This is a genomic window from Pseudomonas sp. ASL9, from assembly GCF_056680335.1.
In genome coordinates this window covers 2,048,392-2,073,677 of the sequence record NZ_CM155277.1, presented here as the reverse complement: position 1 = coordinate 2,073,677, position 25,286 = coordinate 2,048,392, and the positions used below count along the sequence as shown (strand labels likewise).

Annotated in this window: 18 protein-coding genes and 1 pseudogene; 5 read left to right on the top strand and 14 right to left on the bottom strand. The window is 57.4% G+C overall.

The genetic code is table 11. The annotated features are described in order from the left end of the window. Nucleotides 1–17: 17 nt before the first annotated feature. Nucleotides 18–1,025 carry an alpha-xenorhabdolysin family binary toxin subunit B gene (locus AC1ME2_RS09670; protein ID WP_480440722.1) on the top strand — a complete coding sequence of 336 codons (1,008 nt, stop codon included), beginning with the start codon at nt 18–20 and terminating at the stop codon, nt 1,023–1,025. A 63-nt stretch (nt 1,026–1,088) separates the two neighbouring features. Here the strand turns inward: AC1ME2_RS09670 and AC1ME2_RS09665 are convergent, their stop codons facing one another. Further along, nucleotides 1,089–1,223 carry a hypothetical protein gene (locus tag AC1ME2_RS09665; protein ID WP_480440720.1) on the bottom strand — a complete coding sequence of 45 codons (135 nt, stop codon included), beginning with the start codon at nt 1,221–1,223 and terminating at the stop codon, nt 1,089–1,091. 83 nt (nt 1,224–1,306) lie between these two features. Here AC1ME2_RS09665 and AC1ME2_RS09660 point away from each other — a divergent pair. Then, nucleotides 1,307–1,420, top strand: a pseudogene (locus AC1ME2_RS09660) (hypothetical protein); the annotation flags it as partial. A 117-nt stretch (nt 1,421–1,537) separates the two neighbouring features. After that, entirely contained in the window at nt 1,538–3,919 is a 2,382-nt protein-coding gene (locus tag AC1ME2_RS09655; RefSeq protein ID WP_480440719.1) for a PepSY domain-containing protein, read from the top strand. Between the two features lie 126 nt (nt 3,920–4,045). Here AC1ME2_RS09655 and AC1ME2_RS09650 read toward each other — a convergent pair whose 3' ends face one another. From AC1ME2_RS09650 to AC1ME2_RS09590, 13 genes are all read right to left on the bottom strand, one after another. Further along, nucleotides 4,046–5,017 (bottom strand): peptide ABC transporter ATP-binding protein, encoded by a 972-nt coding sequence (locus AC1ME2_RS09650; RefSeq protein ID WP_480440718.1) that lies wholly within the window; start codon nt 5,015–5,017, stop codon nt 4,046–4,048. Then, on the bottom strand, nt 5,014–5,985 hold the full coding sequence (locus AC1ME2_RS09645) for an ABC transporter ATP-binding protein (RefSeq protein ID WP_480440717.1): 972 nt from the start codon (nt 5,983–5,985) through the stop codon (nt 5,014–5,016). Before AC1ME2_RS09645 ends, AC1ME2_RS09650 begins: the two co-directional genes overlap by 4 nt. A gap of 10 nt (nt 5,986–5,995) precedes the next feature. Further along, on the bottom strand, nt 5,996–6,907 hold the full coding sequence (locus tag AC1ME2_RS09640) for an ABC transporter permease subunit (protein ID WP_480440715.1): 912 nt from the start codon (nt 6,905–6,907) through the stop codon (nt 5,996–5,998). Between the two features lie 10 nt (nt 6,908–6,917). After that, nucleotides 6,918–7,928, bottom strand: a complete 1,011-nt coding sequence (locus tag AC1ME2_RS09635; RefSeq protein ID WP_480440713.1) for an ABC transporter permease subunit — start codon at nt 7,926–7,928, stop codon at nt 6,918–6,920. A 75-nt stretch (nt 7,929–8,003) separates the two neighbouring features. Beyond that, nucleotides 8,004–9,599, bottom strand: coding sequence for an ABC transporter substrate-binding protein (locus tag AC1ME2_RS09630; RefSeq protein ID WP_480440711.1), 1,596 nt, complete (start codon nt 9,597–9,599; stop codon nt 8,004–8,006). Nucleotides 9,600–9,691: 92 nt separating this feature from the next. Beyond that, complete coding sequence (locus tag AC1ME2_RS09625) at nt 9,692–11,068, bottom strand: OprD family porin (RefSeq protein ID WP_480440710.1); 1,377 nt, start codon at nt 11,066–11,068, stop codon at nt 9,692–9,694. A 425-nt stretch (nt 11,069–11,493) separates the two neighbouring features. Next, nucleotides 11,494–13,119: an ABC transporter substrate-binding protein gene (locus AC1ME2_RS09620; protein ID WP_480440708.1), complete on the bottom strand. Its 1,626-nt coding sequence runs from the start codon at nt 13,117–13,119 to the stop codon at nt 11,494–11,496. Between the two features lie 270 nt (nt 13,120–13,389). Next, entirely contained in the window at nt 13,390–14,991 is a 1,602-nt protein-coding gene (locus AC1ME2_RS09615; protein WP_480442065.1) for an ABC transporter substrate-binding protein, read from the bottom strand. Between the two features lie 114 nt (nt 14,992–15,105). Then, on the bottom strand, nt 15,106–16,233 hold the full coding sequence (locus AC1ME2_RS09610; RefSeq protein ID WP_480440707.1) for a hypothetical protein: 1,128 nt from the start codon (nt 16,231–16,233) through the stop codon (nt 15,106–15,108). Nucleotide 16,234: 1 nt separating this feature from the next. After that, entirely contained in the window at nt 16,235–17,035 is an 801-nt protein-coding gene (locus AC1ME2_RS09605) for a hypothetical protein (protein ID WP_480440706.1), read from the bottom strand. A gap of 391 nt (nt 17,036–17,426) precedes the next feature. Next, entirely contained in the window at nt 17,427–18,227 is an 801-nt protein-coding gene (locus AC1ME2_RS09600; protein WP_480440704.1) for a hypothetical protein, read from the bottom strand. Nucleotides 18,228–18,618: 391 nt separating this feature from the next. After that, nucleotides 18,619–22,152, bottom strand: a complete 3,534-nt coding sequence (locus AC1ME2_RS09595; protein ID WP_480440702.1) for a toxin VasX — start codon at nt 22,150–22,152, stop codon at nt 18,619–18,621. Nucleotides 22,153–22,436: 284 nt separating this feature from the next. After that, the gene (locus tag AC1ME2_RS09590) at nt 22,437–23,150 is read right to left on the bottom strand and encodes an SIMPL domain-containing protein (RefSeq protein WP_480440700.1); all 714 of its coding nucleotides are present in this window, start codon (nt 23,148–23,150) and stop codon (nt 22,437–22,439) included. A 286-nt stretch (nt 23,151–23,436) separates the two neighbouring features. Here AC1ME2_RS09590 and AC1ME2_RS09585 point away from each other — a divergent pair, with 286 nt between their 5' ends. Both AC1ME2_RS09585 and AC1ME2_RS09580 read left to right on the top strand, forming a co-directional pair. Next, complete coding sequence (locus tag AC1ME2_RS09585; RefSeq protein ID WP_480440699.1) at nt 23,437–24,699, top strand: ATP-binding protein; 1,263 nt, start codon at nt 23,437–23,439, stop codon at nt 24,697–24,699. Next, nucleotides 24,692–25,252: a response regulator transcription factor gene (locus tag AC1ME2_RS09580; RefSeq protein ID WP_480440697.1), complete on the top strand. Its 561-nt coding sequence runs from the start codon at nt 24,692–24,694 to the stop codon at nt 25,250–25,252. The genes AC1ME2_RS09585 and AC1ME2_RS09580 overlap by 8 nt, the downstream gene beginning before the upstream one ends. Nucleotides 25,253–25,286 lie beyond the last annotated feature (34 nt).

Sequence of the window (25,286 nt, the reverse complement as noted above, 5' to 3'; positions counted from 1 at the left end):
ATTCAATAGAGAATTTTATGACTGTTCACCTGTTAGATACACCTTATCAGCTTCCTCAACCCGACCTGGACATCATCCGCTCCAGCAGGGCCGAAATTGATCATCATGTCATTGCGCTGGGTAATATTTATCTTCCTGTTTTGAAAGACGAACTTCTAGGCTTGCGCAAAGAAATCAGCCTGACCGATGAATACACGCTGAATGTACTCACGGGGGTGCCCATCGCGTTAGAGAATGAGGACATGGACGTCCTCTTCAAGGCCCTTGAGAAGCTCAATAAGCAAGCATCGACCGAGGAGGTCAAGGCTGCGATTGAGGAATACTCCAAAGAAGTATCCGGGCTGATGGATCAGAGCGTTTCGACCGTTAAACAGTACGCGAGCGATCTGGATGATCGTATAACAAACCTCAATGCCGCTAGGCTGAGCGACAATAAATACCGACTGCTTGAGTTAAAGCAGTCGGTCGAAGCCAGTCAAGCACTGCTCACGGTCGAAAGAGAGGCGATCGCTGCACTTGAAGCTAATGCAGAGCTGCTAAAGCCTGCGATCAATGAGATAGAGAAACTCACGTTTTTCGATAAATTGAAACCCTTGGTTGAAAGCCTTGAGGAACTGACAAAAATTGATCCGAAAAACCCGGTGCTTGGCTCAATTGAGGCGGGCATTAAGGGTGTGATCAATATCTTGGGGTTGGCCAACGACGCCGTAAACTACACCCACTTGATTCAAGCCCGGAGCGTGATTCAGGAGCGGTTGAAAGAGCGGCGTAACAAGGTGTTTGATCTGGAGGATCGGATCGAGACGTCGTCCACGCGAATCCAGCAACTCACAACGGCAGAGGGGGTCTATGAACATAAAGCGCGTTATGTCCAGGAAATCACTAAAATTGGAGTGGCGCTGTCTAAGTTCGTGGATAGCAACCTCCCCAACAGCGCCGAAGTGGTGAGTCAACGTGCCGAGCGATTTGCGATCCAGGCGAATGTACTCGGTACCTATCTGCATACCCTTCGTAAGGCATGGTAGAGCTAAGCATGGATATTGACAGGGACTTGCCAGTGAGACGATACGAAGGGGGCGCGCGTTGAGTTAAACGTTATGTTCGAGAGTGTCGGACTCATCTCCTAGTGCTGCGGCGCGCTGGTAATAATCGCGGGCCAACGCCCGCAGCGTTGGATGCTCAGCCTGCAACAAGGCCTCGCCACTCACCCGGAGGAAATTCAAATTTCCTCCGGCCGGTGAAACCAGCGGCAACGGTGGCCTGGAACTCGCGGCCAACAACGCAGATCTCGAACCAGAAAAAAACCGTAACCATGCAAAACCTGACCGACAAGCGTTATTTCGATCAGGTGTTCCAGACGCACTACGCGCACGTTGCCGCAGGTCGTACTGCGTTGATGGGTGTCAATTTCCACTTCTAAGCAATGGTTATTCAAAGCCCCGTTCATTCACGTGATCGGGGCTTTTGCCTGTGCAAATGAGAATTCCTACTGTTTGGGCGCATAATGCGCCGCAGCGGGTGAGGGAGGAAAGCCAAGGTGTTGAAGAAAACCCTGTTTCAGGTGCACTGGTTCTTTGGCATCAGCGCCGGTCTGATCCTGGCCTTGATGGGCATTACGGGGGCGATCAGTTCGTTTCAGGACGAGCTATTGGATGTGTTCAACCCGGAGGTGTTGCGTGTTGAACAACGCCCTTCAGGGGTTTTGCCACCGATTGAACTGGTGAGCAAGCTCGAAGCCCAGACCGGCAAGGTGGTCGCTTCGCTGTGGGTCGATGCCGACAGTGACAAGGCGGCCCGCGTGGCGTTCACGCCGACACCGGGAGAGCGTCGTGGCGAACTGAATTACTTCGATCCCTACACCGGCCAATTGCAGGGAGATGTCTTCGGGCAGGATTTTTTCGATCTGATCCTGCAACTGCACCGTACGCTGGTGTTGGGCGAGTTGGGTAAGCAGATCACCGGTGCCTGCACCTTGATTCTGATTTTTTTCTGCCTGTCGGGCCTTTATATGCGCTGGCCGCGTCAGGCCTTGAACTGGCGCACGTGGTTGACCCTGGACTGGGCGAAAAAAGGCCGTGGTTTCAAATGGGATTTGCACTCGGTTTTTGGCACGTGGTGCCTGGTGTTTTATCTGGTGTCAGCGCTGACTGGCCTGATGTGGTCCTACGATTGGTACAGCAACGGCGTGACTAAGCTGTTGGGCGGCACGGCCTCTGGCGAGCAGCGCAAGGGGGGTGGCGGTCGCTCAGGTCGTGGGCAGCCGGTACCAGACGGTCCGTTGCCGACGGTGGATTACGTTGCGGTGTGGCGCAGCATTCAAAACATCGCAGGCCCGGAACTGAGTAGCTGGAACTTGCGCCTGCCACCGTTTGCGGGTCAGCCCGCGACGGTTTATTACCTGCTCAACGACTCGCCGCATCCGCGGGCGCTGAACCAGATCACCCTCGACCCTGCTACTGGCAAGGTCGGCGCCGTTTCCCGCTATGCCGAAAAAAGCTTCAGCGCACAGGTGTTGATCAGCAATTACGCACTGCATGTGGGCAGCTATTTCGGCATCGTCGGGCGGGTCGTGATGTCGGTCGCAGCGCTGATGATGCCGCTGTTCTTCATCACAGGGTGGTTGCTGTACCTGGACCGACGGCGCAAAAAACGCCAGATCAACGCTGCGAGCGTCGGGTTGGCGAGTGATGCCGGTACGGTCAGCGATGCCCCCTCGTGGTTGATCTGCTTCGCCAGCCAAAGCGGTTTTGCTGAACAGCTGGCGTGGCAGACCGCCGGGCAGTTGCAGGCGGCCGGGTTGCCGGTGCGCGTGCAACGCCTGGCGGACGTCACAGCGCAGGATTTGCACCAAAGCCACAACGCCTTGTTTGTCGTCAGTACCTTCGGTGACGGGGAGGCTCCGGACAGTGCCCGAGGCTTCGAGCGCATGTTGCTCGGTCAGCCGTTGTCGCTGAGTAACCTGAACTATGCCGTGCTGGCGCTGGGCGACCGCCAGTATCAACACTTCTGCGGTTTCGCCAAACGCCTGCATGGCTGGTTGGCCGAGCGCGGCGGCACTACGCTGTTCGCGCCGATTGAGGTCGACAGTGCTGATAGCGTCGCGCTGCAGCAGTGGCAACGGCAACTCGGGGAATTGACAGGCAGCGCGCCGTCGACGGCTTGGCAGGCGCCGGTGTTCAGCCGTTGGACATTGAGCCAGCGTGAGTTGCTGAACCCCGGGAGTGGAGGGGCGAAAGTGTTTCTGCTGAGTTTGACCCCTCCCGGCGCGCAGGCATGGGACGCAGGCGATCTGGTGGAAGTGCTGCCGCCTGACAGTGCTGTCGTGCGCGAATATTCAATCGCGTCGATTCCGGCGGACGGCAGCCTGCAACTCATCGTCCGTCAGGAAGTGCATGCAGACGGCAGCCTTGGGCTGGGTTCAGGCTGGCTGACTGAACAGGCCTCGCTCGGCGCGTCCATCAGCCTGCGCCTGCGCCGTAACAGCAGTTTTCACCTGCCACGCGAGCCGGTGCCGATGATCCTGCTGGGCAATGGCACGGGGCTGGCGGGCCTGCGCAGTTTGCTTAAAGCGCGTATCGCCCAAGGGCAGCAGCGCAACTGGTTATTGTTCGGCGAGCGCAACATCGCTCATGATTTTTTTTGCCGGGAAGCGCTGCGAGGCTGGCTGGGAACGGGCGATCTGGCACGACTGGACCTGGCGTTCTCGCGCGATCAGGTCGAGAAAATCTATGTGCAGGATCGGTTGCGTGAATCCGCGAACGAGTTGCGCAAGTGGTTGGCTGAAGGCGCGGTGATTTATATCTGCGGCAGCCTGCAAGGCATGGCGATGGGTGTCGAAGATGTGCTGGTCGACGTGCTGGGGGCACAAGAGGTCGAGCGCTTGGTCGAACAGGGCCGGTATCGGCGGGATGTGTATTGACTCAAAGATTCGCAGGCAAGCCAGCTCCCATAGGATTTCGGTCGCAGCCAATGCTGCATGAGACACAACATCTGTGGGAGCAGGCTTGCCTGCGAACAGCGGTGTGTTTGGCACACCGCCATCAGATCACACCAGAAACTGCTCTGCGTGATGGCAGGCAACCTGGCGGTTGTCCAGCAGGCGCAGGGCCGGTTCTTCGGTGGTGCAGCGTTCGGTCGCGTAGGGGCAGCGCTTGTGGAAGGCGCAGCCGCTTGGCGGGTTGAGCGGGTTGGGCAGTTCACCGACGATTTTGATCTTCGGCTTCAGCGGATCCGGGTGAATGGTCGGGGTCGCCGACAGTAGCGCCTGGGTGTAAGGGTGCAGTGGCCGGTTGTAGATTTCGTCCTTGGGCCCCATCTCCGCCGGACGCCCGAGGTACATCACCAGCACCGTGTCGGCGACGTGACGCACCACCGACAAGTTGTGGGATATGAACACATACGCGGTGTTGAACTCTTTCTGCAAATCCATGAACAGATTGAGAACCTGTGCCTGAATCGATACGTCCAGCGCGGAGGTGGGTTCATCGGCCACCAACACTTTGGGCTGTAGCATCATGGCGCGCGCCAGGGCGATCCGTTGGCGCTGGCCGCCAGAGAACATGTGGGGGTAACGGTGGTAATGCTCCGGACGCAGGCCGACCTGCTGCATCATTGCCTGGACCTTTTCACGGCGCTCGGCACGTGAGAGGTTGGTGTTGATCAGCAACGGCTCACCCAACTGGTCACCGACTTTCTGCCGTGGATTAAGCGATGCATAAGGGCTCTGGAACACCATCTGCACGTCGCGTCGCATCTGTTTGCGTTCGGCTTTGCTGGCACCGGTAACTTCTTGCCCGGCAATTTTCAGCGAGCCGGAGGAGGGCTCTTCGATCAGCGTCAGGGCGCGCGCCAGGGTGGACTTGCCACAGCCCGATTCACCGACCACCGCCAGGGTCTTGCCAGCTTCAAGCTCGAAGGACACACCGTTAAGGGCCCGAACCAAGGCATGACCCTTGAACAGGCCAAGGGATACTTCGTAGTGACGGGTAAGGTCGCGGGCGGTAAGAACGACGCTCATAACACCAGCTCCTGATTCAGTGGGTAGAAACAGCGGGCAAGGCTATGGGCTTTAGAGTCCAGGCCTGGACGCTGTGTCCGACAGTTGTCTTGCACGTATGGGCAGCGCGGTGATAGCAGGCAGCCCAGAGGTCGGTCATAACGCCCTGGCACCATGCCCGGCAAGGTCGCCAGACGCTCGGCGCCCATGCTGTGTTCGGGGATCGCGGCCAGCAAGGCTTCGCTGTAAGGGTGAGCGGGGACGTCGAACAGCCCCGGCACCTGACCTATTTCAACGGCTTGCCCCGCGTACATCACGCACACGCGCTGGGCCGTTTCGGCGACCACGGCCAAGTCGTGGGTGATCAGCACCAGTGCCATGTCCTGCTCTTTTTGCAGGCTCAGCAGCAGGTCCATGATCTGTGCCTGAATGGTCACGTCCAGCGCGGTGGTCGGTTCATCGGCGATCAGCAGTTTCGGTTCGCCAGCAATCGCCATGGCAATGGCCACGCGTTGGCTCATGCCGCCGGACAGTTGGTGCGGGTAGGCATGCAAACGACTGGCGGCGCCGGGGATTTCTACTTTCTCAAGCAATTCCAGTGCGCGTTGGCGTGCGGCTTTACCAGACAGTTTCAAGTGCTGACGCAACACTTCCTCGATCTGGAAACCCACGGTATAGCTGGGGTTAAGTGCGGTCATCGGGTCCTGGAAGACCATCGCCATGTCTTTGCCAATGATGCGCCGACGCTGACGGGCACTGAGCTTGAGCAACTCCTGGCCATCGAAGCTCAGAGAGTCGGCTGAGACAACGCCAGGCGGATCGATCAAGCCCATCAGCGCCATCATGGTGACCGATTTACCGGAACCTGATTCGCCGACAATGGCCAGTACTTCGCCTTTTTCCACGTTGAGGTCCAGACCGTCGACAACCGGTATAGCCTTGGCGTCGCCGAAGCGTACGTTGAGATTCTTGATTTCTAAAAGTGACATGCGAATCTCCTCAGGCGGCATTCTTGAGTTTCGGGTCCAGCGCATCGCGCAGCCCGTCGCCCATCAGGTTGATTGCCAGCACGCTGAGCAAAATGGTCAGACCGGGGAGGCTTACGACCCACCAGGCACGTTCGATGTAGTCACGCGCCGAGGCCAGCATCGTGCCCCACTCAGGGGTTGGCGGTTGCACGCCCAAACCGAGGAAACCCAGGGCTGCGGCATCGAGAATCGCCGAGGAAAAGCTCAATGTCGCTTGTACGATCAGCGGCGCCATGCAGTTGGGCAGCACGGTGATGAACATCAAACGCGGCAGATTGGCACCGGCCAGACGGGCCGCAGTGACGTAATCGCGGTTCAGTTCGCCCATGACGGCAGCACGGGTCAGACGCACGTACGAAGGCAGGGACACGACGGCAATTGCGATGATGGTGTTGATCAGGCCAGGGCCAAGAATGGCGACAATGGCAACAGCCAGCAGCAGCGATGGCAGGGCCAGCATGACGTCCATCAGGCGCATGATCGACGGGCCGAGAATGCGCGGGAAGAACCCGGCAAGCAGGCCCATCAGAACCCCCGGGATCAACGATATGACCACTGAGGACAAGCCGATCAGCAGCGACAGGCGCGAACCTGTGATCAACCGCGACAGCAGGTCGCGGCCCAATTCGTCGGTGCCAAGCAGGAATTGCCATTGGCCGCCTGCAAGCCAGACCGGCGGGGTCAGCAGGAAGTCTCGGTATTGCTCAGTGGGATCATGGGGTGCGACCCACGGGGCAAAGAGGGCACAGAACACGATCAAGGTCATGAACATCAGGCCGGCAACGGCGCCTTTGTTCTGCGCAAATGCTTGCCAGAATTCTTTGTACGGCGAGGGGTAGAGCAGGCTTTGATCGACTGCTACCACGGAAGTAGGTGTGCTCATTAGGATGATCTCAGCGCTGGTGACGGATGCGTGGGTTGGCAAAGCCGTAGAGGATGTCCACCACGAAGTTGACCAGAATCACCAGGCAGGCGATTAACAGGATGCCGTTTTGCACCACGGGATAGTCCCGGGCGCCAATGGCTTCGATCAGCCACTTGCCGATACCGGGCCAGGAGAAAATCGTTTCGGTCAGTACCGCACCCGCCAGCAGCGTGCCGACTTGCAGGCCGAACACAGTCAATACCGGGATCAATGCGTTACGCAGGCCGTGGATGAACACCACGCGTGCTGGCGACAAGCCTTTGGCTCGGGCAGTACGCACGTAGTCTTCACGGAGCACTTCGAGCATCGAAGAACGGGTCATTCGGGCGATTACCGCCAATGGAATGGTGCCCAGCACGATGGCCGGCAAGATCAGGTGATGCAGGGCATCGAGGAACGAGCCTGCCTCATCACTGAGCAACGTATCGATCAGCATGAAGCCGGTTCTCGGCGGGATGTCGTACAGCAGGTCGATGCGCCCGGACACGGGGGTCCAGCCGAGCGTCACCGAGAAGAACATGATCAGGATCAGGCCCCACCAGAAGATCGGCATCGAATACCCCGCGAGGGAGATGCCCATGACCCCATGGTCGAACAGGGACCCTCGCTTGAGTGCCGCGATCACGCCGGCCAGCAGGCCGAGGATGCCAGCGAAGATCAGCGCTGTAGACGCCAGTTCCAGCGTGGCAGGGAACAGCGCGGTGAACTCCGTCCAGACGCTTTCGCGCGTACGCAACGATTCGCCGAGATCGCCGTGGGCGAGCTTGCCGACGTAATCGAGGTACTGCGCATAAAGGGGCTTGTTCAGACCAAGACGTTCCATGGCCTGGGCGTGCATTACCGGATCGACCCGGCGTTCCCCCATCATCACTTCAACCGGATCGCCCGGAATCAAGCGAATCAAGGCAAAGGTCAGCAGGGTGATGCCGAAGAAGGTGGGGATCAACAACCCCACGCGGCGGGCAATAAAACTAAACATCTTCTGGTGTACCTCATCAGCCGGTTAGGCGTGTCCCGGTGAAACTCGGGTTACGAGTGGCACCGGTGTTTTTATCTACTTCACTTGAGTGGTGGCGAAGTTGTTATTGGTCAGCGGGCTAATGTGATAGCCCTCGACATTCTTGCGCATGGCCGTGAAAAGTTTGGGGTGGGCCAAGCTTATCCACGGTTGTTCCTGGTGGAAGATGTGCTGGGCTTGCTCGTAGAGTGCGGCCCGTTCTATGGGGTCGGTCTTCTCGCGCGCCTTGGAAATGGCCTCTTCGAACGCCTTGTTGCACCAGCGGGCGTAATTTTCACCATTTTTTGCTGCGTCGCAACTCAGGTTTGGGGTCAGGAAATTATCCGGATCACCGTTGTCACCTGCCCAGCCTGCGAACACCATGTCATGTTCGCCGTTTTTAGCGCGCTTAAGCATCTCGCCCCATTCCAGAACCCGAATATCCACCTTGATGCCCACCTGCGCCAGATCCGATTGCAGCATCTGTGCGCTGACCAGCGGATTAGGGTTGGTGACGGCCCCACCGTTACGGCTGAACAGGGTGAATACTTGCCCCTCTGGGACACCGGCCTCTTTCAAGAGTGCGCGGGCCTTGACCAGGTCACGAGGCGGGTTCTGGACGTCTGTAGCGTAGCCGAGAAGCGTGGGTGGATAGGGGTTTACCCCTTCAGTGGCCTTGCCTTCACCAAACAACGCCCGGATATAGGCTTTTTTGTCGAAGGCCATATTGATCGCTTCACGAACACGCACATCGCTCAAGTATTTGTGCGACGTGTTGATAGCAATGTAGCTGGTCATCATGGCTTCCATCTCGTCAATCTTGAGATTGGGATCAGCCTTGATGCTGGCAATGTCGTCAGGTTTTGGATAAAGCGCGATCTGGCACTCGTTGGCCTTGAGTCTTTGCAGGCGGGTATTGTTGTCCAGGGTGATGGCGAAAATCAGCGCTTCGCTGGGCACGGTCCCCTTCCAATAATCAGGGTTGGCTTTAAAGCGGACCTGCGCGTCTTTGACGTAGCGAACCAGGATAAACGGGCCGGTGCCGATAGGTTTGCTGTTCAGTTCGCCGGTTTTACCGGACTTGAGCAACTGATCGCCGTATTCGGCGGAATAGATCGACGTGAAGGGCATCGCCAAGTCGCGCAGGAACGGGGATTCAGGACGGGACAGGGTGAACTTGACGGTGTAATCGTCGAGTTTCTCGACGCGCTTGAGCAGCTCGTTGAAGCCCATGCTCTCGAAATAGGGGAAGCCGATGATCGATTTAGCATGCCATGGGTGCTTCGGGTCCAATTGGCGCTGGAAGCTCCACAGCACGTCGTCTGCGTTCATCGCGCGCGTCGGCTTGAAATAATCGGTGGTCTGGAACTTCACCCCATGGCGCAAATGGAAGGTGTAACTGAGGCCGTCCGGGCTGATGTCCCAGCTTTCGGCCAGGCCCGGTGTGGTATCGCTGGTGCCGGGTTTGAACGCTACCAGACGGTCGAGAATAGTTTCTGCCGAGGCGTCGGCCGTGACGGCAGTCGAGTACTGCACAATATCGAAACCTTCAGGGCTGGCCTCGGTGCAGACCACCAGGGGTTTGGATGAAACGCTGACGGCGACGCTGAGCAGCGCCAGCGCAATTGAGGTTCGTAGAGAAAGCAATTTCATATAGACCCTCCGTAAACATATAAACGGTGAAGACCTGTGCGGCTGATTACGGATTGCTCCGGGCTTCAGCCGCACAAGGCCCTATCGGCGATTTAAAGAATGTTGAATGGAATCGTGGTCACGAGCCGCAATTCGTTCAGGCTGCCATCAACCTGGTTCGACGATGCGCGGTGGGTGGTATAGGTCGCGCGAAAGGTGCTGGCTTTGAGCGGACCATCCTGCAGGGTGTAGCTGGTGCCGATCCCGTATTCCTGGTGTTTTTCGCCATCCATTTTTTTCACGTCGTAGGCGGTGCCGGTGTAGTGGGTCCCGTCGATGCCGAAGCCTCGAGCCTCGTAGACGTTGAATTTCAGACCTGGTACGCCGTACTCGGCCATGTTCAGGACATAACCAATCTGGATCGACTTCTCGTTCGGTCCGTTGAAGTCCGAGAGCAAGGAGTTGGCCAGGAAGATGGCGTTGGTTTCGGCGGCGTAGTCGAAAAACTCGTCACCTTGTACTTTCTGGTACGCCAGGGTCAGGCTGTGCGCCAGGTGAGTGGCGGTGAACGATAGGCTGTAGGTGTCGTTGTCGATCGCCCCAAGCTTGCTTTGGCCTGAATTTTTGGTTTTGTAATAGTTGAGCCCGGTGGTCAGGCCCACGATCGAGGTGTCACCCAGATCGTGAGTGATGCCGACGTAGTACTGCTTCCAGAAGTCTTCCAGGTCCGATGCATAGAAGCTGGCAGTCAGCGCTTTGGACGGTTTGTAGTCGACGCCGGCCATGCTCAAACGGTCCGCGGTGGCGGAGGTGGTGGCGTACGAGGAGCTGAACTTTGTCATGCTCTCTTCGGTACGCGGCGATACGCGGTCGAAGCTGCCCGCCTGAAACGACAGGTTGTTGAACTCTTCACTGAGCAGGCTGAAGCCGTTGAAGCTCGATGGCAGGGCACGGTTGCCGATGTAGGCGATGACCGGCGTATTCACGGACTGGCGGCCGACGGTCAAAACACTGTTGGAAATACGCGCCTTGACGTTGCCCAGGCCCATTTTGCTCCACTGGTCGACGGCGTCACCGTTGCTGTTGGTAAGGGTACGGCTTCCGCCTCCCGCGATACGGGCGTGGCCTGCCTCAAGCGCGACTTCGTTGTAAACGGCGACTTCAGTGCCGATTCCGACCGTGCCTTGGGTGAACCCCGAGGTGTAGTTGAGGATCGTGCCTTGGGTCCAGGTATCACGCCGGTTGGTAGGGACTTTTTGGCCGTCTTTCTGATAGCTGAAGAGGTCGGCGCGCGTGCTGCGTTCAAGTGCGTAGAAGTTTCGGGTGGAACCACTCAGACGCTGGTCTTCGATAAAGCCTTTGGCGTCGTCTTGAGCGTTGCTGGTACTCAGCGTGGTAGGGATGAACGCCTGGCTGGCGTTTTCTGCGTGAGCCATGGCGCCCAAGGTGGTAATGGACACGGCTAATAGAGCTGTACTGGTCTTTCTCACAATTTGAAGCTCCCTTTACTACTTTTATAAGGGCCAGTCTTATGGGTGATCTGGCTTTGATGGAACACGGTTACTGGGCGGTTAAATGTCTTTGTGCATGCAAGACATCAAATCGCCGGAATGGCTTTGCCGGGAGCGAAGATCTCGCCCCAGCGTAACTATCGAACAAGCGACGACGGAACATCCGTGATCCAGACGTGTTCTCGATCACTCAGTTATGTTCGCCAATAGCAAAACCGTAAGCCTCGAAGATAGGTTCGTCAGGCTGTCCAGTAAATAGTCCTGAGTGCTTCAGAGCTTGTAGGAAACATACCTAGATAGTGTGGGTAACTGCTGATTAGGCAGTTACCCAACTGACGTGAGTTTCTATAAGTCCCGGAAGTGGATGTCACTGCGCCGTGTGTAACAGCGCAGTGACAACACCCTTACTTGCTAACGCTCACACCGTAAAAGGAGTTCAGACCAAACGGGCTGATCTTGAAGTCCTGCACGTTGCTGCGCATAGGTTGGTAGACGGTGGAGTGCGCGATAGGGGTCATCGGCACTGCGTCTTTGAGGAGGTGTTGCGCCTGTTTGTACAGTTCAATGCGCTTGGCCTGATCCGGTGTTGACTTGGCTTGCTTGATGATGGCGTCGTACGGTTTATCACACCATTTCGAGAAGTTATTGCCATTCATGGCGTCGCAACCGAACAGCGTACCCAGCCAGTTGTCCGGGTCACCGTTATCGCCGCTCCAGCCAATCAGCATCGCGCCGTTTTCACCCGCTTTGGCGCGCTTGATGTACTCGCCCCATTCATACGTGACGATCTTGGCTTTGATGCCGATCTTGGACCAGTCGGACTGGAGCATCTCGGCCATCAACTTGGCGTTGGGGTTGTACGGACGCTGAACCGGCATCGCCCACAGGGTAATTTCGGTGCCTTCCTTGATACCGGCTTCCTTGAGCAGTGCTTTGGCTTTCTCAGGGTTGTAGCCCGCATCCTTGATGGTGGTGTCATACGACCATTGGGTTGGCGGCATGGCGTTGACGGCCAATTGACCTGCGCCCTGGTAAACCGAATCGATGATCTGCTGTTTGTTCACCGCCATGTCCAGCGCTTGACGGACTTTCAGCTGGGCCATCGGGTTCGGCTCGTCACTGCCCTTGATCTTGTCCATGACGTTGTAGGCGATGTAGCCAAGGTTGAAACCCGCCTGGTGAGGCATTTTCAACTCTTTGTCCGCTTCGAGCACTTTAAGATCGGCTGGGCGCGGGAACAGGGTGATCTGGCACTCGCCTTTTTTGAGCTTCTGCATACGCACCGACGGGTCGGTGGTGATGGCGAAGATCAGGTTGTCGACTTTGACGTCTTCAGGCTTCCAGTAATCCTTGTTGCCGGTGTAACGGATGTTCGAGTCTTTCTGGTAGCTCTTGAACACGAACGGACCCGTGCCAATCGGCTTCTGGTTGATGTCCTGAGCCTTGCCTTCCTTGAGTAACTGCGCGGCGTATTCAGCAGACTGAATGGACGCGAAGCTCATGGCCATGTCCTGAATGAACGCGGCATCGACCGTGTTGAGCGTGAACTTGACGGTGTGGTCGTCAATTTTCTCGACCTTGGCGATGTTGGTATCCATGCCCATGTCGGTGAAGTACGGGAACTCGGTTGGGTAGGCTTTACGGAACGGATCGTCTTTGTTGAGCATGCGATTGAACGTGAACAGCACGTCATCGGCATTGAAGTCACGCGTTGGCTTGAAGTATGGCGTGGTGTGGAACTTTACGCCTTCACGCAGGTGGAAGGTGTAGGTCAAGACGTCAGGGGAGATGTCCCAGCTGGTCGCCAAGCCAGGAACCACTGCGGTGCCCCCGCGTTCGAACTGGCTCAGGCGGTTGAACATGGTCTCGGCTGAGGCGTCGAAGTCGGTGCCGGTGGTGTACTGGCCAGGGTCGAAGCCGGCAGGGCTGCCTTCGGAGCAAAACACCAGATTGGTAGCTGCTTGGGCGAAGGGAGCGCTGGCGATCAAACCTGCGCTGAGTAAAAACGGAATGACCGCGTTTTTGAGCATGGTGGCCTCAGTTGTTGTCATTTTTTTAGATAGAGGGCGCGACCTCGTGAGTCGCCCCTGCTGATACTTATGCAGGGGCCGTACCCAAAGCAAGACGGTGGCGTCAAGGAAGCGTCAAACAGTGGTACGAGCGTACAAGAATGTCGCATTCATGTACGTTCGTGCCTATTTGATCGTTTGCGTGGTCGTTTTCAAAGATGTTCGCTGCACGATGGAAGGGCAACCGGGCGGGTGAAATGCACCCGGTTAGCGCGAGAGTGTTACTGATGGCTATTTTTTTAGGCTGACACCGTAGAACGGCGTCAGGCCAAACGGGCTTAACTTGAAGCCTTGTACTTCTTTGCGCAGCGGCTGAAATACCTTGGAGTTGGCAATCGGAGTAATCGGCACTTGCTCCTTGAGAATGTGCTGGGCCTGCTGATAAAGCCTGATCCGCTCGGCGCGATCAGGGGTCAATTTGGCCTGCTGCACCAGCTTGTCGTAGGCCGGATCGCACCACTTGGCGAAGTTGCTGCCATTGACCGCCGCGCAGCTATAGAGCACGCCGAGCCAGTTGTCAGGGTCACCGTTGTCGCCGGTCCAGCCATAAATCATCACGTCGTGCTCGCCGTTTTTGGCGCGCTTGATGTACTCACCCCATTCGTAGCTGACGATGTTGGCCTTGATCCCTATCTTTGCCCAATCGGCCTGGATCATCTGCGCTGACATGCGCGCATTTGGGTTCGACGCCCGCTGCACGGTCATGGCCCACAGGTTGATTTCGGTGCCGGGCGCGATCCCCGCTTCCTTGAGCAATTGCCTGGCCTTGGTCGGATCGTAGGGCGCGTCCTTGATCGTAGGGTCGTAACTCCACTGGTTGGGTGGCATGGCGTTTTGCGCGAGTTGTCCGGCGCTTTGGTAAACCGCCTTGATGATTGCCGGCTTATCGATGGCCATGTCCAGCGCCTGGCGCACCTTGAGCTGATCCAGCGGTTTGTGAGTGACGTTATAAGCCAGAAAACCGAGGTTGAAACCGGGCTGGCTGAGCACCTTGATGTTTGGGTCTTTTTCCATCAGTTCGATGTCTTGCGGGCGCGGGTAACCGCTGACCTGGCATTCTCCGGTCTTGAGTTTTTGCAGGCGTACCGCGGCATCGCTATTGATCGAAAAAATCAGATTGTCGAGCTTCACGTCCTCCGGCTTCCAATACGTCGGGTTGGCGCTGTAGCGGATTTGCGAGTCTTTTTGATAACGCTTGAACACGAAAGGCCCAGTGCCGATGGGTTTTTGGTTGATGTCGGCAGCCCGTTCTTCCTTGAGCAATTGCGCGGCGTATTCGGCGGACTGGATTGAGGCGAAGCTCATGGCCAGGTTCTGAATAAAGGCCGCGTCGACGTTGTTCAGGCTGAAGCGCACGGTGTACTGGTCAATCTTGTCGACGCTCTTGATCGTGGTGTTCAGGCCCATGTCGTTGAAGTACGGCGACTCCGATGGGTAAGCCTTGCGAAACGGATGATTCGGGTCGAGCAAGCGATCAAAGGTGAACAACACGTCGTCGGCGTTGAAGTCCCGAGTGGGTGTGAAGTAATCGGTTGTGTGGAATTTAACGTTCTCGCGTAGGTGGAAGGTATAACTCAGGCCATCGCTGGACACCTCCCAGCGGGTGGCCAGCCCCGGCTCGACTTCAGTACTGCCGCGCTCGAATTGCGTCAGCCGATTGAACACGGTTTCAGCCGACGCATCGAAATCAGTGCCACTGGTGTATTGGCTCGGATCGAAACCCGCAGGGCTGGCTTCCGAGCAGTACACCAGGGTGCTGGCGGCTTGGACGACAGGCGTGCAGGCCAGTAGCGCGACGGCGAGGAGCAGGGGTTTGAAGGCGGTCTTGTCCATAGTGGCCTCGAGAAAGTGATGCAAACGCGTCGTCCAGAATGATCCGGCGATGTGGATAGACACGATAAACGCTGAGTAGATAAAAGCCATCCTCGGGGCGAGAATCGCGGAGCGTCATACGCGTTTCGCTTCAGCGATCTGCACTTCAACGAAGTGCTGAATCAACGAGACCGGCGGCTCCTTTTGGCGCAGGTCCATGACCATTCGGCTCATGCGCCGCAATTTCTCGCTGGGCTTGGCCCATTCAGCTTCCGGTAGCGGAGCTGACCATGCCTGCATGGCCTCGGGCACGGCGGCGCGGCCCATGCTTTTGATGCGGCGAATTTCCCATTCGGTGAGGTGGTTGGGCAGGGTCCATAGGCTCATGACGTGGTACAGGTACCACCAGAACGGATAACCCCAGCCCACTTCGCCAGCCTTGCGCCGACGGCGCATGCGTTCGCGGGCGTTGTAGAACGTGTGCACCCCTTCATGCGGAGGATCGTCGGGGCCTTGCAGGTCGAGCGGGTCCTGAATTTCCTTGAGGGTGTGAACTTCGTATTCCATGTACGCGCGAATCGCCTCCCAATTGCAGATGGCCAACTCAAAACCGGCGCAGTGAAATTCCAGGGTGTATTGCTGATCGTGAGGCGGGTGGTAAAAACCGAGGCCCATGGCGTATTGGATGTTCAGGCCGTATTGAGTAACGCCTCGGGCCTGGACGACCCACGCGGAGAGTGATTCCCAGGGGACGAAGATCGGTTCGGTTTGACCTGCTGGAACGAAGCAAACTTCACGGCGTTGGCGGTTGAAGCGGGTGGGGACGAGGGTTTCGTATTTGGCGAGGTGGTTGAAGGTGATTATAAGGAACATCAGAAGAACAGCGCCTCCGCCCCAAGCTCCAATTTGAAATGCAGTAGGCATCATGCCCAATGTGAATTGGGTGGCCTCTTTCAAATCTCCGCCAAGGCCAATAACTATTATCCCAACCAACAAAGGCATCAGAAATGCAGTCATAAAGAAACAATTGAATGGACCGCCAATCATCATTTGCCAACTGAACACTGCCGGTAAACCCAATCCAAAACCCATGTAGGCGTCGTTCACCTCACCTACAGCATTGCCATAGTCCTGAGCCGGCCTGTCGGTGGGCAAAGGAGCGGGGGCCAGATAAATAACCTGACCGCTGGGGAAGTTTTCGATCATCCCGGCATACGGTTCACGACTGATTGGTGGAGGCGAGTTAAGGCGCGGTTTAGCCATATCAGTCGTCTTCCTGTGGCAGGTGGAGGGGATCAATCAGGGCGTCATCGCTGTCCTTTTCTTGATTCTCTCGTTTCGCTTCAGCGATCTGCACTTCAACGAAGTGCTGAATCAACGAGACCTGCGGCTCTTGCTGGCGCAGGTCCATGACCATTTTGCTCATGCGTTGCAGCTTCTCGCTGGGTTCTGCCCATTCAGCTTCTGGCAGCGGAGCGGACCATGCCTGCATCGCCTCGGGCACGGCGGCGCGGCCCATGCTTTTGATGCGGCGAATTTCCCATTCGGTGAGGTGGTTGGGCAGGGTCCATAGGCTCATGACGTGGTACAGGTACCACCAGAACGGATAACCCCAGCCCACTTCCCCTGCTTTACGCCGACGGCGCATGCGTTCGCGGGCGTTGTAGAACGTGTGCAGCCCTTCATGCGGCGGATCGTCGGGGCCTTGCAGGTCGAGCGGGTCCTGGATTTCCTTGAGGGTGTGGACTTCGTACTCCATGTACGCGCGAATGGCTTCCCAGTTGCAGATGGCCAACTCAAAACCGGCGCAGTGAAACTCCAGGGTGTATTGCTGATCGTGAGGCGGGTGGTAAAAGCCGAGGCCCATGGCGTATTGGATGTTCAGGCCGTATTGAGTAACACCTCGCGCCTGGACGACCCACGCGGAGAGGGATTCCCAGGGGACAAAGATCGGTTCGGTTTGACCGGCCGGGACGAAACAGACTTCACGGCGCTGGCGGTTGAAGCGGGTGGGGACCAGGGTTTCGTATTTGGCGAGGTGGTTGAAGGTGATTATAAGGAACATCAGAAGAACAGCGCCTCCGCCCCAAGCACCTATCTTGAGGAGTATAGGGAATGGCTCTATTAAAAATATCATTGCTTCTTCAAACGTTCCGCCAATCACCAAGCCCGTAAATGCAAAAATAATAGGCATGAAAAAAGCAGACAAACAAAAGCAAGTAAATGGCCCTCCTAGAGTTATCTGCCAACCAAATACAGTAGGCATTCCTAGCCCGAAGTCCATATGAACTTCATTCACTCCGCCCACTGCATTCCCGTAGTCCTGAGCCAGGCTGTCGGTGGGTAGAGGAGCGGGGGCCAGATAAATAACCTGGCCGCTGGGGAAGTTTTCGATCATCCCGGCATACGGTTCACGACTGATTGGTGGAGGCGCGTCAACGGAGGCTTTAGCCATATCAGTCGTCCTCCTGTGGCAGGAGGAGGGGATCAATCAGGGCGTCATCGCCTTCCTCTCCTTGAAACTCTCGTTTCGCTTCAGCGATCTGTACTTCAACGAAGTGTTGAATCAACGAGACTTGCGGCTCTTGCTGGCGCAGATCTTTGACCATTTTGCTCATGCGTTGCAACTTCTCGCTGGGCTTGACCCACTCAGCTTCCGGCAGCGGGGCGGACCATGCCTGCATCGCCTCGGGCACGGCGGCGCGGCCCATGTTTTTGATGCGGCGGATTTCCCATTCGGTGAGGTGATTGGGCAACGTCCAGAGGGTCATGACGTGGTACAGGTACCACCAGAACGGATAACCCCAGCCCACTTCCCCTGCTTTACGCCGACGGCGCATGCGCTCACGGGCGTTGTAGAAGGTGTGCAGCCCTTCGTGTGGCGGATCGTCGGGGCCTTGCAGGTCGAGCGGGTCCTGGATTTCCTTGAGGGTGTGGACTTCGTATTCCATGTACGCGCGAATGGCTTCCCAGTTGCAGATGGCCAACTCAAAACCGGCGCAGTGAAATTCCAGGGTGTATTGCTGATCGTGAGGCGGGTGGTAAAAGCCGAGGCCCATGGCGTACTGGATGTTCAGGCCATATTGAGTAACACCTCGGGCCTGGACGACCCACGCGGAGAGGGATTCCCAGGGGACGAAGATCGGTTCGGTCTGGCCGGCCGGGACGAAACAGACTTCGCGGCGTTGGCGGTTGAAGCGGGTGGGGACGAGGGTTTCGTATTTTGCGAGGTGGTTGAAGGTGATTGTTAGGAACATCAGAAGGACAGCGCCGCCGCCCCAAGCACCTATTTGCAAGCCGGAAGGAAGAAAGTCCAGCGCGAAGTCTATTGAGTCTGCAAAGCCCTTACCAAGTGTCATTCCCATAAAAATAATAATTAATGGAGCAAAAAAGGCATATAGGAAAAAACAAGCAAGTGGTCCTCCTACTGCTACTTGCCAACCAAAAACTGTAGGCAACCCGAGCCCAAAATCCATATGGCTCTCATTTACTTCACCCACGGCATTGCCGTAATCCTGAGCTGGCCTGTCAGTGGGCAAAGGAACGGGGGCCAGATAAATAACTTGGCCGCTGGGGAAGTTTTCGATCATCCCTGCATACGGTTCACGACTGATTGGTGGCGGCGCGTCAGGGGGCTGTTTAGCCATATCAGTCGTCCTCCTGTGGCAGGTGGAGGGGATCAATCAGGTAAAAAGTGCATTTCTCCCCTTGAGGTTCAAGGTTCTTATCAGCGATCTCACCGCCTTGGCCGTTGAGAGGTACGCGGAATTGATAAACGTTGAGTAAGTAAACGCCATCCTCGGGGCTAAAGTCTCCGAGTTCAACGGTCACCACCAACTCGTCGCGCTCGGTGGCGGTGGGGCGATACTCGCGAGTGGGTGCCTCAAACTCCAGAACCAGGGGTGTCGCTTGTTTGATCTGCAGTTTTTGGATCAATGCGTCAGTCGCAACAGTCCAGCGTTCAACGGGGTTGACTCGCGTGGTGTGAGTGCGGACTTCATAGCCGCCTATCCTGAGCGCGGTTTTGGCTTTGCTGTTGCCAAAAGGTTTCATCAAATCGGCGCTGGAGGTGGTGGGCAGGTGCAGCAGTATTCGCGTCGCGGACAGGGTGCCCTGACTATCGGGTTGCTCGGGCCATACTACGATTTTTGGGGACTTGACCTGAACGTGCAGACTTTTTTGGTACTCGCTTAATGGCAGCGACAAACGTCGATCTGGATCCTGACTCCAGGGAGTAGTTTGCAGCCATCGATCATGGCGACTGAGGTTATAGCGGTTGTAAAACCAGGTGCCCGACAGCTCCAGCGCAGTAATCAGGATACCGGCTACGTTGAAACGGAAAAATACCGTTGCCAAACGAGGTCCCGCCACCGCCCAAGCGGTTGCGCGAGCTTGGGGTTGCCCAATAACGGTCAGAACGTCTTTCAATGCCATACCGCTTTGTCGCAAACCGTAAGCATTATTCAGAAAAGAGGCGCTGTTCCCTGTCATGCTCAGAGCTGCCCCTGCCTGAGCCCCCGCATTACCCTCGCGAGTGGCGTCGAGCCAGTTATGGTGTGAAACATTCAGGTTGATCAGGGCGGAAACTGCGCCCGCAAAGTAGCCAACGAGGCCCAGACCAATATGCAGTTTCCCCATCTGCACATGTACGCCTTTCAGCTCAGCCGCTTTTAGGTTTTTGCCCAGTTGGGATGCGTGAGCACCGAGTGCGGTATCGGCTATTCCCTGTGCAGCGCCAAAACCAGCTGCGAAAGTTGCCGAAACGCTGCTTATAAAAGGTGTCCAGGATGTTTTTTTATCCGACTGTGCAAACGTCTCTTTCATCACCTGCACAAAATTCACCAACTGCGCCGCAAACACCAACAGCCCAGCCCCATCCCCCAACAACCCCGCTGTAGGCGCAGCCCTCACTCCTTGCCGGTAGTTATCCAGCAACGAGCGTACCTGCGCCTGCTGCTCGGGAGGAAACACCAACGCCAACCCCGGCGTGCCGGCCGTCGCTGTTTGCAGATGCACCGCGCCCTCTGGCAGTTCACGAATCGGGCTCAGCATTCGGGCCAGTCGCTCTTCCAGAACGTTAAGTTTCTGTTGAGTCTCAGGCCGCTGGTTTTCCAACTCTTGAGCCAGCCAGTGATCTTTTTCCGCACGATAGCGACGGGCATTGTTGTTCAGGGAACGCAGGTATCTACGTTTCGCCTGCACCTCCTTGACCGTCTCACCCAAGGCTTTCAGGTCATCGGCATCGGCTATTTGAAAACTGACCTTCTCGCGCCGTGCCGCGTCGAGCAACGAAACCCCGAAGGTTTTGGGCAGGTAGCGAAACAGTGCCTCGATGTCCGGCATCTGGCCTTTGTCCAAGGCCTGCATGAAATCGTGCAGCCCTTGTTGCACGCCCCATTGCACGGCGGGGGCGAGGGTGCCCCAGGCGGCGGTGGCATTGACTTGGGTGGGGTTGGGCAGGGTCTCGATGTCCGGCAGATGGCCGGCAAACAGCGTTTTCAGCTTCTCTGTCCACTCCGGCGCGTCTTTGATCAGCAGCCAGCCGGCGTTGGTGAGCAAGGCGAATTGTGCGGCCAGTTCGGTCTGCACGCTCAGCGGCAAGGTAAAAAACAGTGCGCGGCTCTGCTGCGCATTGTTATTCAGCCAGACGAGGATCTTGTCGTTGGCGGTGTCACTGCGGCACAGGTCTTTCAAGCAGTCGTATTGGGTGAGCAAGGCGTGATCGATCTGCTCCAGATCGTGGGTGTCGTAATACCAGGCGGCGCGGTGGAAGCGGTTGTGGGTCAGCATCTCCAGTCGGTCGTAGGTGATGCGATCAAGCAGGGCGTTCCAATGCGCGAGCTTGGGGCGTTGTTCCTTGAGAAAAACGTCCATGCGCGGACGGTCGATCAGGTCGTTGATTCCGCGCTGGCCCCAGCGGGCGCCGTACAGCAGGTCTCTTAGCCGTTTATCCTGTTCCCGGTGCAGCTTGACCAGGGTTTGCCAGTGGGTGGCGATAAACTCAGGATCGGCGGTGGCGAGTTTTTGCTTGAGGTAATACAGCTCGACGGTTTTTTTCAGTTCGTTGACCATGTAGCCATAAGTTCGCGCAGGTCTGGCCTGGATGTTTTTTAGCTGGGCCTTGAGGTCGGCTGGCAGATCCGAATCGGAAGCGTCTGGCAGCGGATGGGCAACCGGATCAAGGTTCAGCACCTCCAGCAACGCCTGCCGCGTTTCCCCGCGCTGAGGTTCGGGCAGCTTTTCAAGATCAAGCAATAACGCCTTGAGCGCAGGGTCATCGGTGCTCTTGGCCATCTCGCTGAGGTTGGCGGCACTGATCTGGCTCAGCGATTCGATGTAGCAGCCCAGCAAGTAATCACGCTCGGTGTGGCCTTCCTCCCGACCGCTGCGGGCCCAGTCATCGATCCAGCCCACCACCTTGTCCTGATAGTTCGCCAGGTCGCGCATTACGCCGATATCGTCGCGTACGACGAGAAACAGGAAGTCGCTTTTGTGATCATCGCTGACCTGGCTGGTCAGTTCCTCGATCAAGGTCTGACGAAACAGCGGTGGGTGCTCCCACAGGTACGGGATGTTTTCTTCAGGGGTAAGGCCTTGATGAGGGGCGTCATGATCCCGCGCCACCTCGGCCAGCCATTTCTTCGCGTGCCGCTCATGCAGCAGTGGCGCGACGATGTGTTCGCTGTTGACCGGCGTCAGGTCGATGCGCTGCATAAAGTGTTCGCGCTCGGTGGCGCTATCGAGCACTTGCCGACACTTGGCGACGGTCCACTGCACCTCCGAGTAGGCGACATGCAGCACGCTGCGCCGGGAGAAGATCATTTCGGGGGGATCGCCCAGGGGCGGGCGATGCGCTTTGAACGCCTTGCCGGTGAACAGCCAGTACTCCAGCGAGCCGTCTTTGATGCTGTATTCACTCAGCATGCCAGTGGCGCTGTCGATCACGTACAGATAACCGTCACGCAGCATGCGCAGACCCAAGGGGCGGGTTTGCAGTTTATAAGGCATCGCCAGATCAGCGCTCGGATCGAGACCGTCTTCAACCAGGCCGTAACGTACCGGCAGCAGGTGAAGGGTTGTTTGCATCAGTGGGCAAACGCCGACTTCGCCGAAGGGCGTGGCGCTTTTGGATTGGGCGACCAGGATGGCCATGTGGCCGCGTGGGGTCATGAAATCGGTCATGGCTGGCTCCCGACCTGCTCAGCGCTGGAGTGGTTGTGATCAGGGTTCGAAAAACCGACGCGTTGCTGCCAGAGGAAAGCATCAGGAAAAGCAAATGGAGGTCTTTTTGCAGTAGTCGACGTCACGCGCAGTCCTTCGTATTTACCGAAAGCGGCGACTATGGCGGGATTTCAGATTCAGGGCTGTCGGCGGCGGGCGCGGCGGGCGGTAGGACTTTTCCGGCGCAAAAAGCCCCGCCAATGGAAGGCAGAGCTTTTGTGACGCTGATGAGTGTCAGCGTTGAATCACTGCATCAATACTTCGATCACGCCATCAGCGTTGACACTGACCTGGCTAGTCCCGGCTTCGACTTCCAGCGCGGGTGCTGCGTCGGCGCGGGCGGCTTTCATCATCATGACTGGCGCACGCGGGTATGGCTGTGGATAACCCGACGTATTGAGGTTCAGGTTGACCAGCTTGTAACTTTTGCCACCCAGGGCATCGGTCACCAGTTGTGCGCGGTTTTTGAAGGCTGCAACGGCGTCCTTAAGCAGGGCGTCTTCGCTGGCTTTGCGCGTGGGTGGGGCGATGGAGAAGTCCATGCCGCCCATTTTCAACTCTTCCAGCAGTTCACCGGTCAGCTTGGACAGGGCGGCAAAGTCAGCACTTTCCAGGCGCAATTCGGAGCGTTCGCGCCATCCGGTGATCTTCTGACCCTTGTCATCGTAGATCGGGTAGCTGTTGCGGCTGCCCTGACGGAGGGTGATGTCCTTGACCTGGCGCGCCTGGCCGATGGCCTTGTTCATGGTCTCAGTGATCTGCGCAGCCAGTTTGGCCGGGTCTTGGTCCTGCGCTTCGCTATAAAGCGTCACCATCATCAAGTCGCGCTGGACTTCCTGGCTGACCTCGGCGCGTACGGAAACCTGGTTGTAATGAACCTCCTCAGCCAACGCAGGCAGACTGGCAAGCGTGGCAGCGCCAAGGGCGAAGAAGGCGGCAGTGGGGCGAAGGCTGAACATAAAAACTCCTTGTTAACGAACCGTCAGGCGGAAAACCATCAGACTGTTGAGGGCCCATTCCGGTTCCGACCACCTCGAAACCGATTCGCAGCGGGACGCGTAGTTGCAAGCCTGCTCCCACAGAAGATCAAGTACCCCTGTGCAGCCTGTGTGGAGCAGGCTTGCCTGCGAATAAAGGCCGGAGGCCTTCCCTGCATATGTAGCGCTTTGACACAGTTTTCGCTGTTTTCACCTTTGCTTGGTTATACTCGCTGCGATCCGCCTGCAGCGCTCATCAGGAGAGCTCATGCTCGCCCCCGTTCAACTGCTTTCAGCTACACGCCAGAACCTGTGGCGCCTGACCGTTATCCGTACGTTGGTACTGGCCGCGCAAGCGGGTTCGGTGGGCATCGCCTATTTGTTCGACTTGTTGCCGCTGCCGTGGCTGCCATTGGCGATCACCCTCGGGTTCTCCATGGGGCTGTGCATGATGACGGCCATTCGTCTGCGCACGTCGTGGCCGGTCACCGAGCTGGAATACGCCGTGCAGCTGGCATTCGACATGCTGATCCACAGCGTGCTGCTGTATTTCTCCGGCGGTTCGACCAATCCGTTTGTTTCCTATTACCTGGTGCCGCTGACCATTGCTGCGGTGACCTTGCCGTGGCTGTACTCGCTGATGCTCTCGGGCTTGGCGCTGGTCAGCTACACGCTGTTGCTGGTGCAGTTCTATCCGATGGGCACCTTTCCCATCGCCCGCGAGAACATGCAGATCTACGGCATGTGGCTGAGCTTTGCCCTGGCGGCTGCGGTCATAACGTTTTTTGCCGCAAGGATGGCCGAAGAGCTGAGGCGCCAGGAGCAACTGCGTTCAGAACGTCGTGAGGAAGGCCTGCGTGATCAACAATTGTTGGCGGTCGCGACCCAGGCGGCTGGCGCGGCCCACGAATTGGGTACACCCTTGTCAACCATGAGTGTACTGATCAAGGAAATGCGCCAGGACCATAGCGACCCGCTGTTGCAGGAGGACCTCGGCGTGCTGCAAGAGCAGGTTCAGCAGTGCAAGCTAACCCTGCAACAGTTGGTGCGCGCGTCTGAAGCCAATCGGCGATTGGCAGTGGATGAACGGGAGGTGACCGGTTGGCTGGACGAAGCCCTTAACCGCTGGCACCTGATGCGCCCCGAAGCCAGCTATCGCTTCCAGCGTCTGGGGCAGGGTGCGGTGCCACGGCTGGCGCCGCCGCCGGACCTGACCCAGGCATTGCTCAATCTGCTGAACAACGCTGCCGATGCCTGCCCGGAAGGGCTGGAAGTGCATCTGGACTGGGATACCGAAGAAATCTGCATCAGTATTCGTGACCACGGTGCCGGTGTGCCGCCGGCTATCGCCGAACAAATTGGCAAACCGTTCTTTACCACCAAAGGCAAAGGCTTTGGCCTGGGCCTCTTTTTGAGCAAGGCCAGCGTGACCCGCGCAGGTGGCTCGGTAAAACTCTACAGTCATGAGGAAGGCGGGACGCTCACCGAGCTCCGCCTGCCCCTTGGCGCCCGAGGAGACAAGCATGAGTGACGAGATCCAAGTGGAAGGCGAAGAACTGCCGCATTTATTGCTGGTAGACGATGACGCCACCTTCACCCGCGTGATGGCGCGGGCCATGAGCCGCCGGGGCTTCCGCGTCAGCATCGCAGGTTCTGCAGAAGAAGGGCTGGCCCTGGCCCTGAATGACGTGCCTGAATATGCCGCGCTGGACCTGAAAATGAATGGCGACTCCGGTTTGGTTCTGCTGCCCAAGCTGCTGGAAATCGATCCGGAAATGCGCGTGGTGATTCTCACCGGCTATTCGAGCATCGCCACCGCCGTCGAAGCGATCAAGCGCGGCGCCTGTAACTACCTGTGCAAACCGGCCGATGCCGATGATGTGCTGGCGGCCTTGCTGTCCGAGCACGCGGATCTGGATACGCTGGTGCCGGAAAATCCGATGTCGGTGGATCGCCTGCAGTGGGAGCATATCCAGCGCGTACTGACTGAGCATGAAGGCAATATTTCGGCGACAGCGCGGGCGCTGGGCATGCATCGCCGGACCTTGCAGCGTAAATTGCAGAAGCGACCGGTACGGCGCTGAACGACTGCTGAACGAATGTTTCAGGACGCCGCGA

Bases quoted from the DNA above. Each gene is read 5' to 3' on its own strand.
- AC1ME2_RS09670 (WP_480440722.1), top strand. From the start codon at position 18: ATGACTGTTCACCTGTTAGATACACCTTATCAGCTTCCTCAACCCGAC.
- AC1ME2_RS09645 (WP_480440717.1), bottom strand. From the start codon at position 5,985: ATGTCACTTTTAGAAATCAAGAATCTCAACGTACGCTTCGGCGACGCC.
- AC1ME2_RS09615 (WP_480442065.1), bottom strand. From the start codon at position 14,991: ATGGACAAGACCGCCTTCAAACCCCTGCTCCTCGCCGTCGCGCTACTG.
- AC1ME2_RS09605 (WP_480440706.1), bottom strand. From the start codon at position 17,035: ATGTTCCTTATAATCACCTTCAACCACCTCGCCAAATACGAAACCCTG.
- AC1ME2_RS09650 (WP_480440718.1), bottom strand. From the start codon at position 5,017: ATGAGCGTCGTTCTTACCGCCCGCGACCTTACCCGTCACTACGAAGTA.
- AC1ME2_RS09610 (WP_480440707.1), bottom strand. From the start codon at position 16,233: ATGGCTAAACCGCGCCTTAACTCGCCTCCACCAATCAGTCGTGAACCG.
- AC1ME2_RS09595 (WP_480440702.1), bottom strand. From the start codon at position 22,152: ATGACCGATTTCATGACCCCACGCGGCCACATGGCCATCCTGGTCGCC.
- AC1ME2_RS09630 (WP_480440711.1), bottom strand. From the start codon at position 9,599: ATGAAATTGCTTTCTCTACGAACCTCAATTGCGCTGGCGCTGCTCAGC.
- AC1ME2_RS09635 (WP_480440713.1), bottom strand. From the start codon at position 7,928: ATGTTTAGTTTTATTGCCCGCCGCGTGGGGTTGTTGATCCCCACCTTC.
- AC1ME2_RS09640 (WP_480440715.1), bottom strand. From the start codon at position 6,907: ATGAGCACACCTACTTCCGTGGTAGCAGTCGATCAAAGCCTGCTCTAC.
- AC1ME2_RS09580 (WP_480440697.1), top strand. From the start codon at position 24,692: ATGAGTGACGAGATCCAAGTGGAAGGCGAAGAACTGCCGCATTTATTG.
- AC1ME2_RS09590 (WP_480440700.1), bottom strand. From the start codon at position 23,150: ATGTTCAGCCTTCGCCCCACTGCCGCCTTCTTCGCCCTTGGCGCTGCC.
- AC1ME2_RS09585 (WP_480440699.1), top strand. From the start codon at position 23,437: ATGCTCGCCCCCGTTCAACTGCTTTCAGCTACACGCCAGAACCTGTGG.
- AC1ME2_RS09620 (WP_480440708.1), bottom strand. From the start codon at position 13,119: ATGCTCAAAAACGCGGTCATTCCGTTTTTACTCAGCGCAGGTTTGATC.
- AC1ME2_RS09600 (WP_480440704.1), bottom strand. From the start codon at position 18,227: ATGTTCCTAACAATCACCTTCAACCACCTCGCAAAATACGAAACCCTC.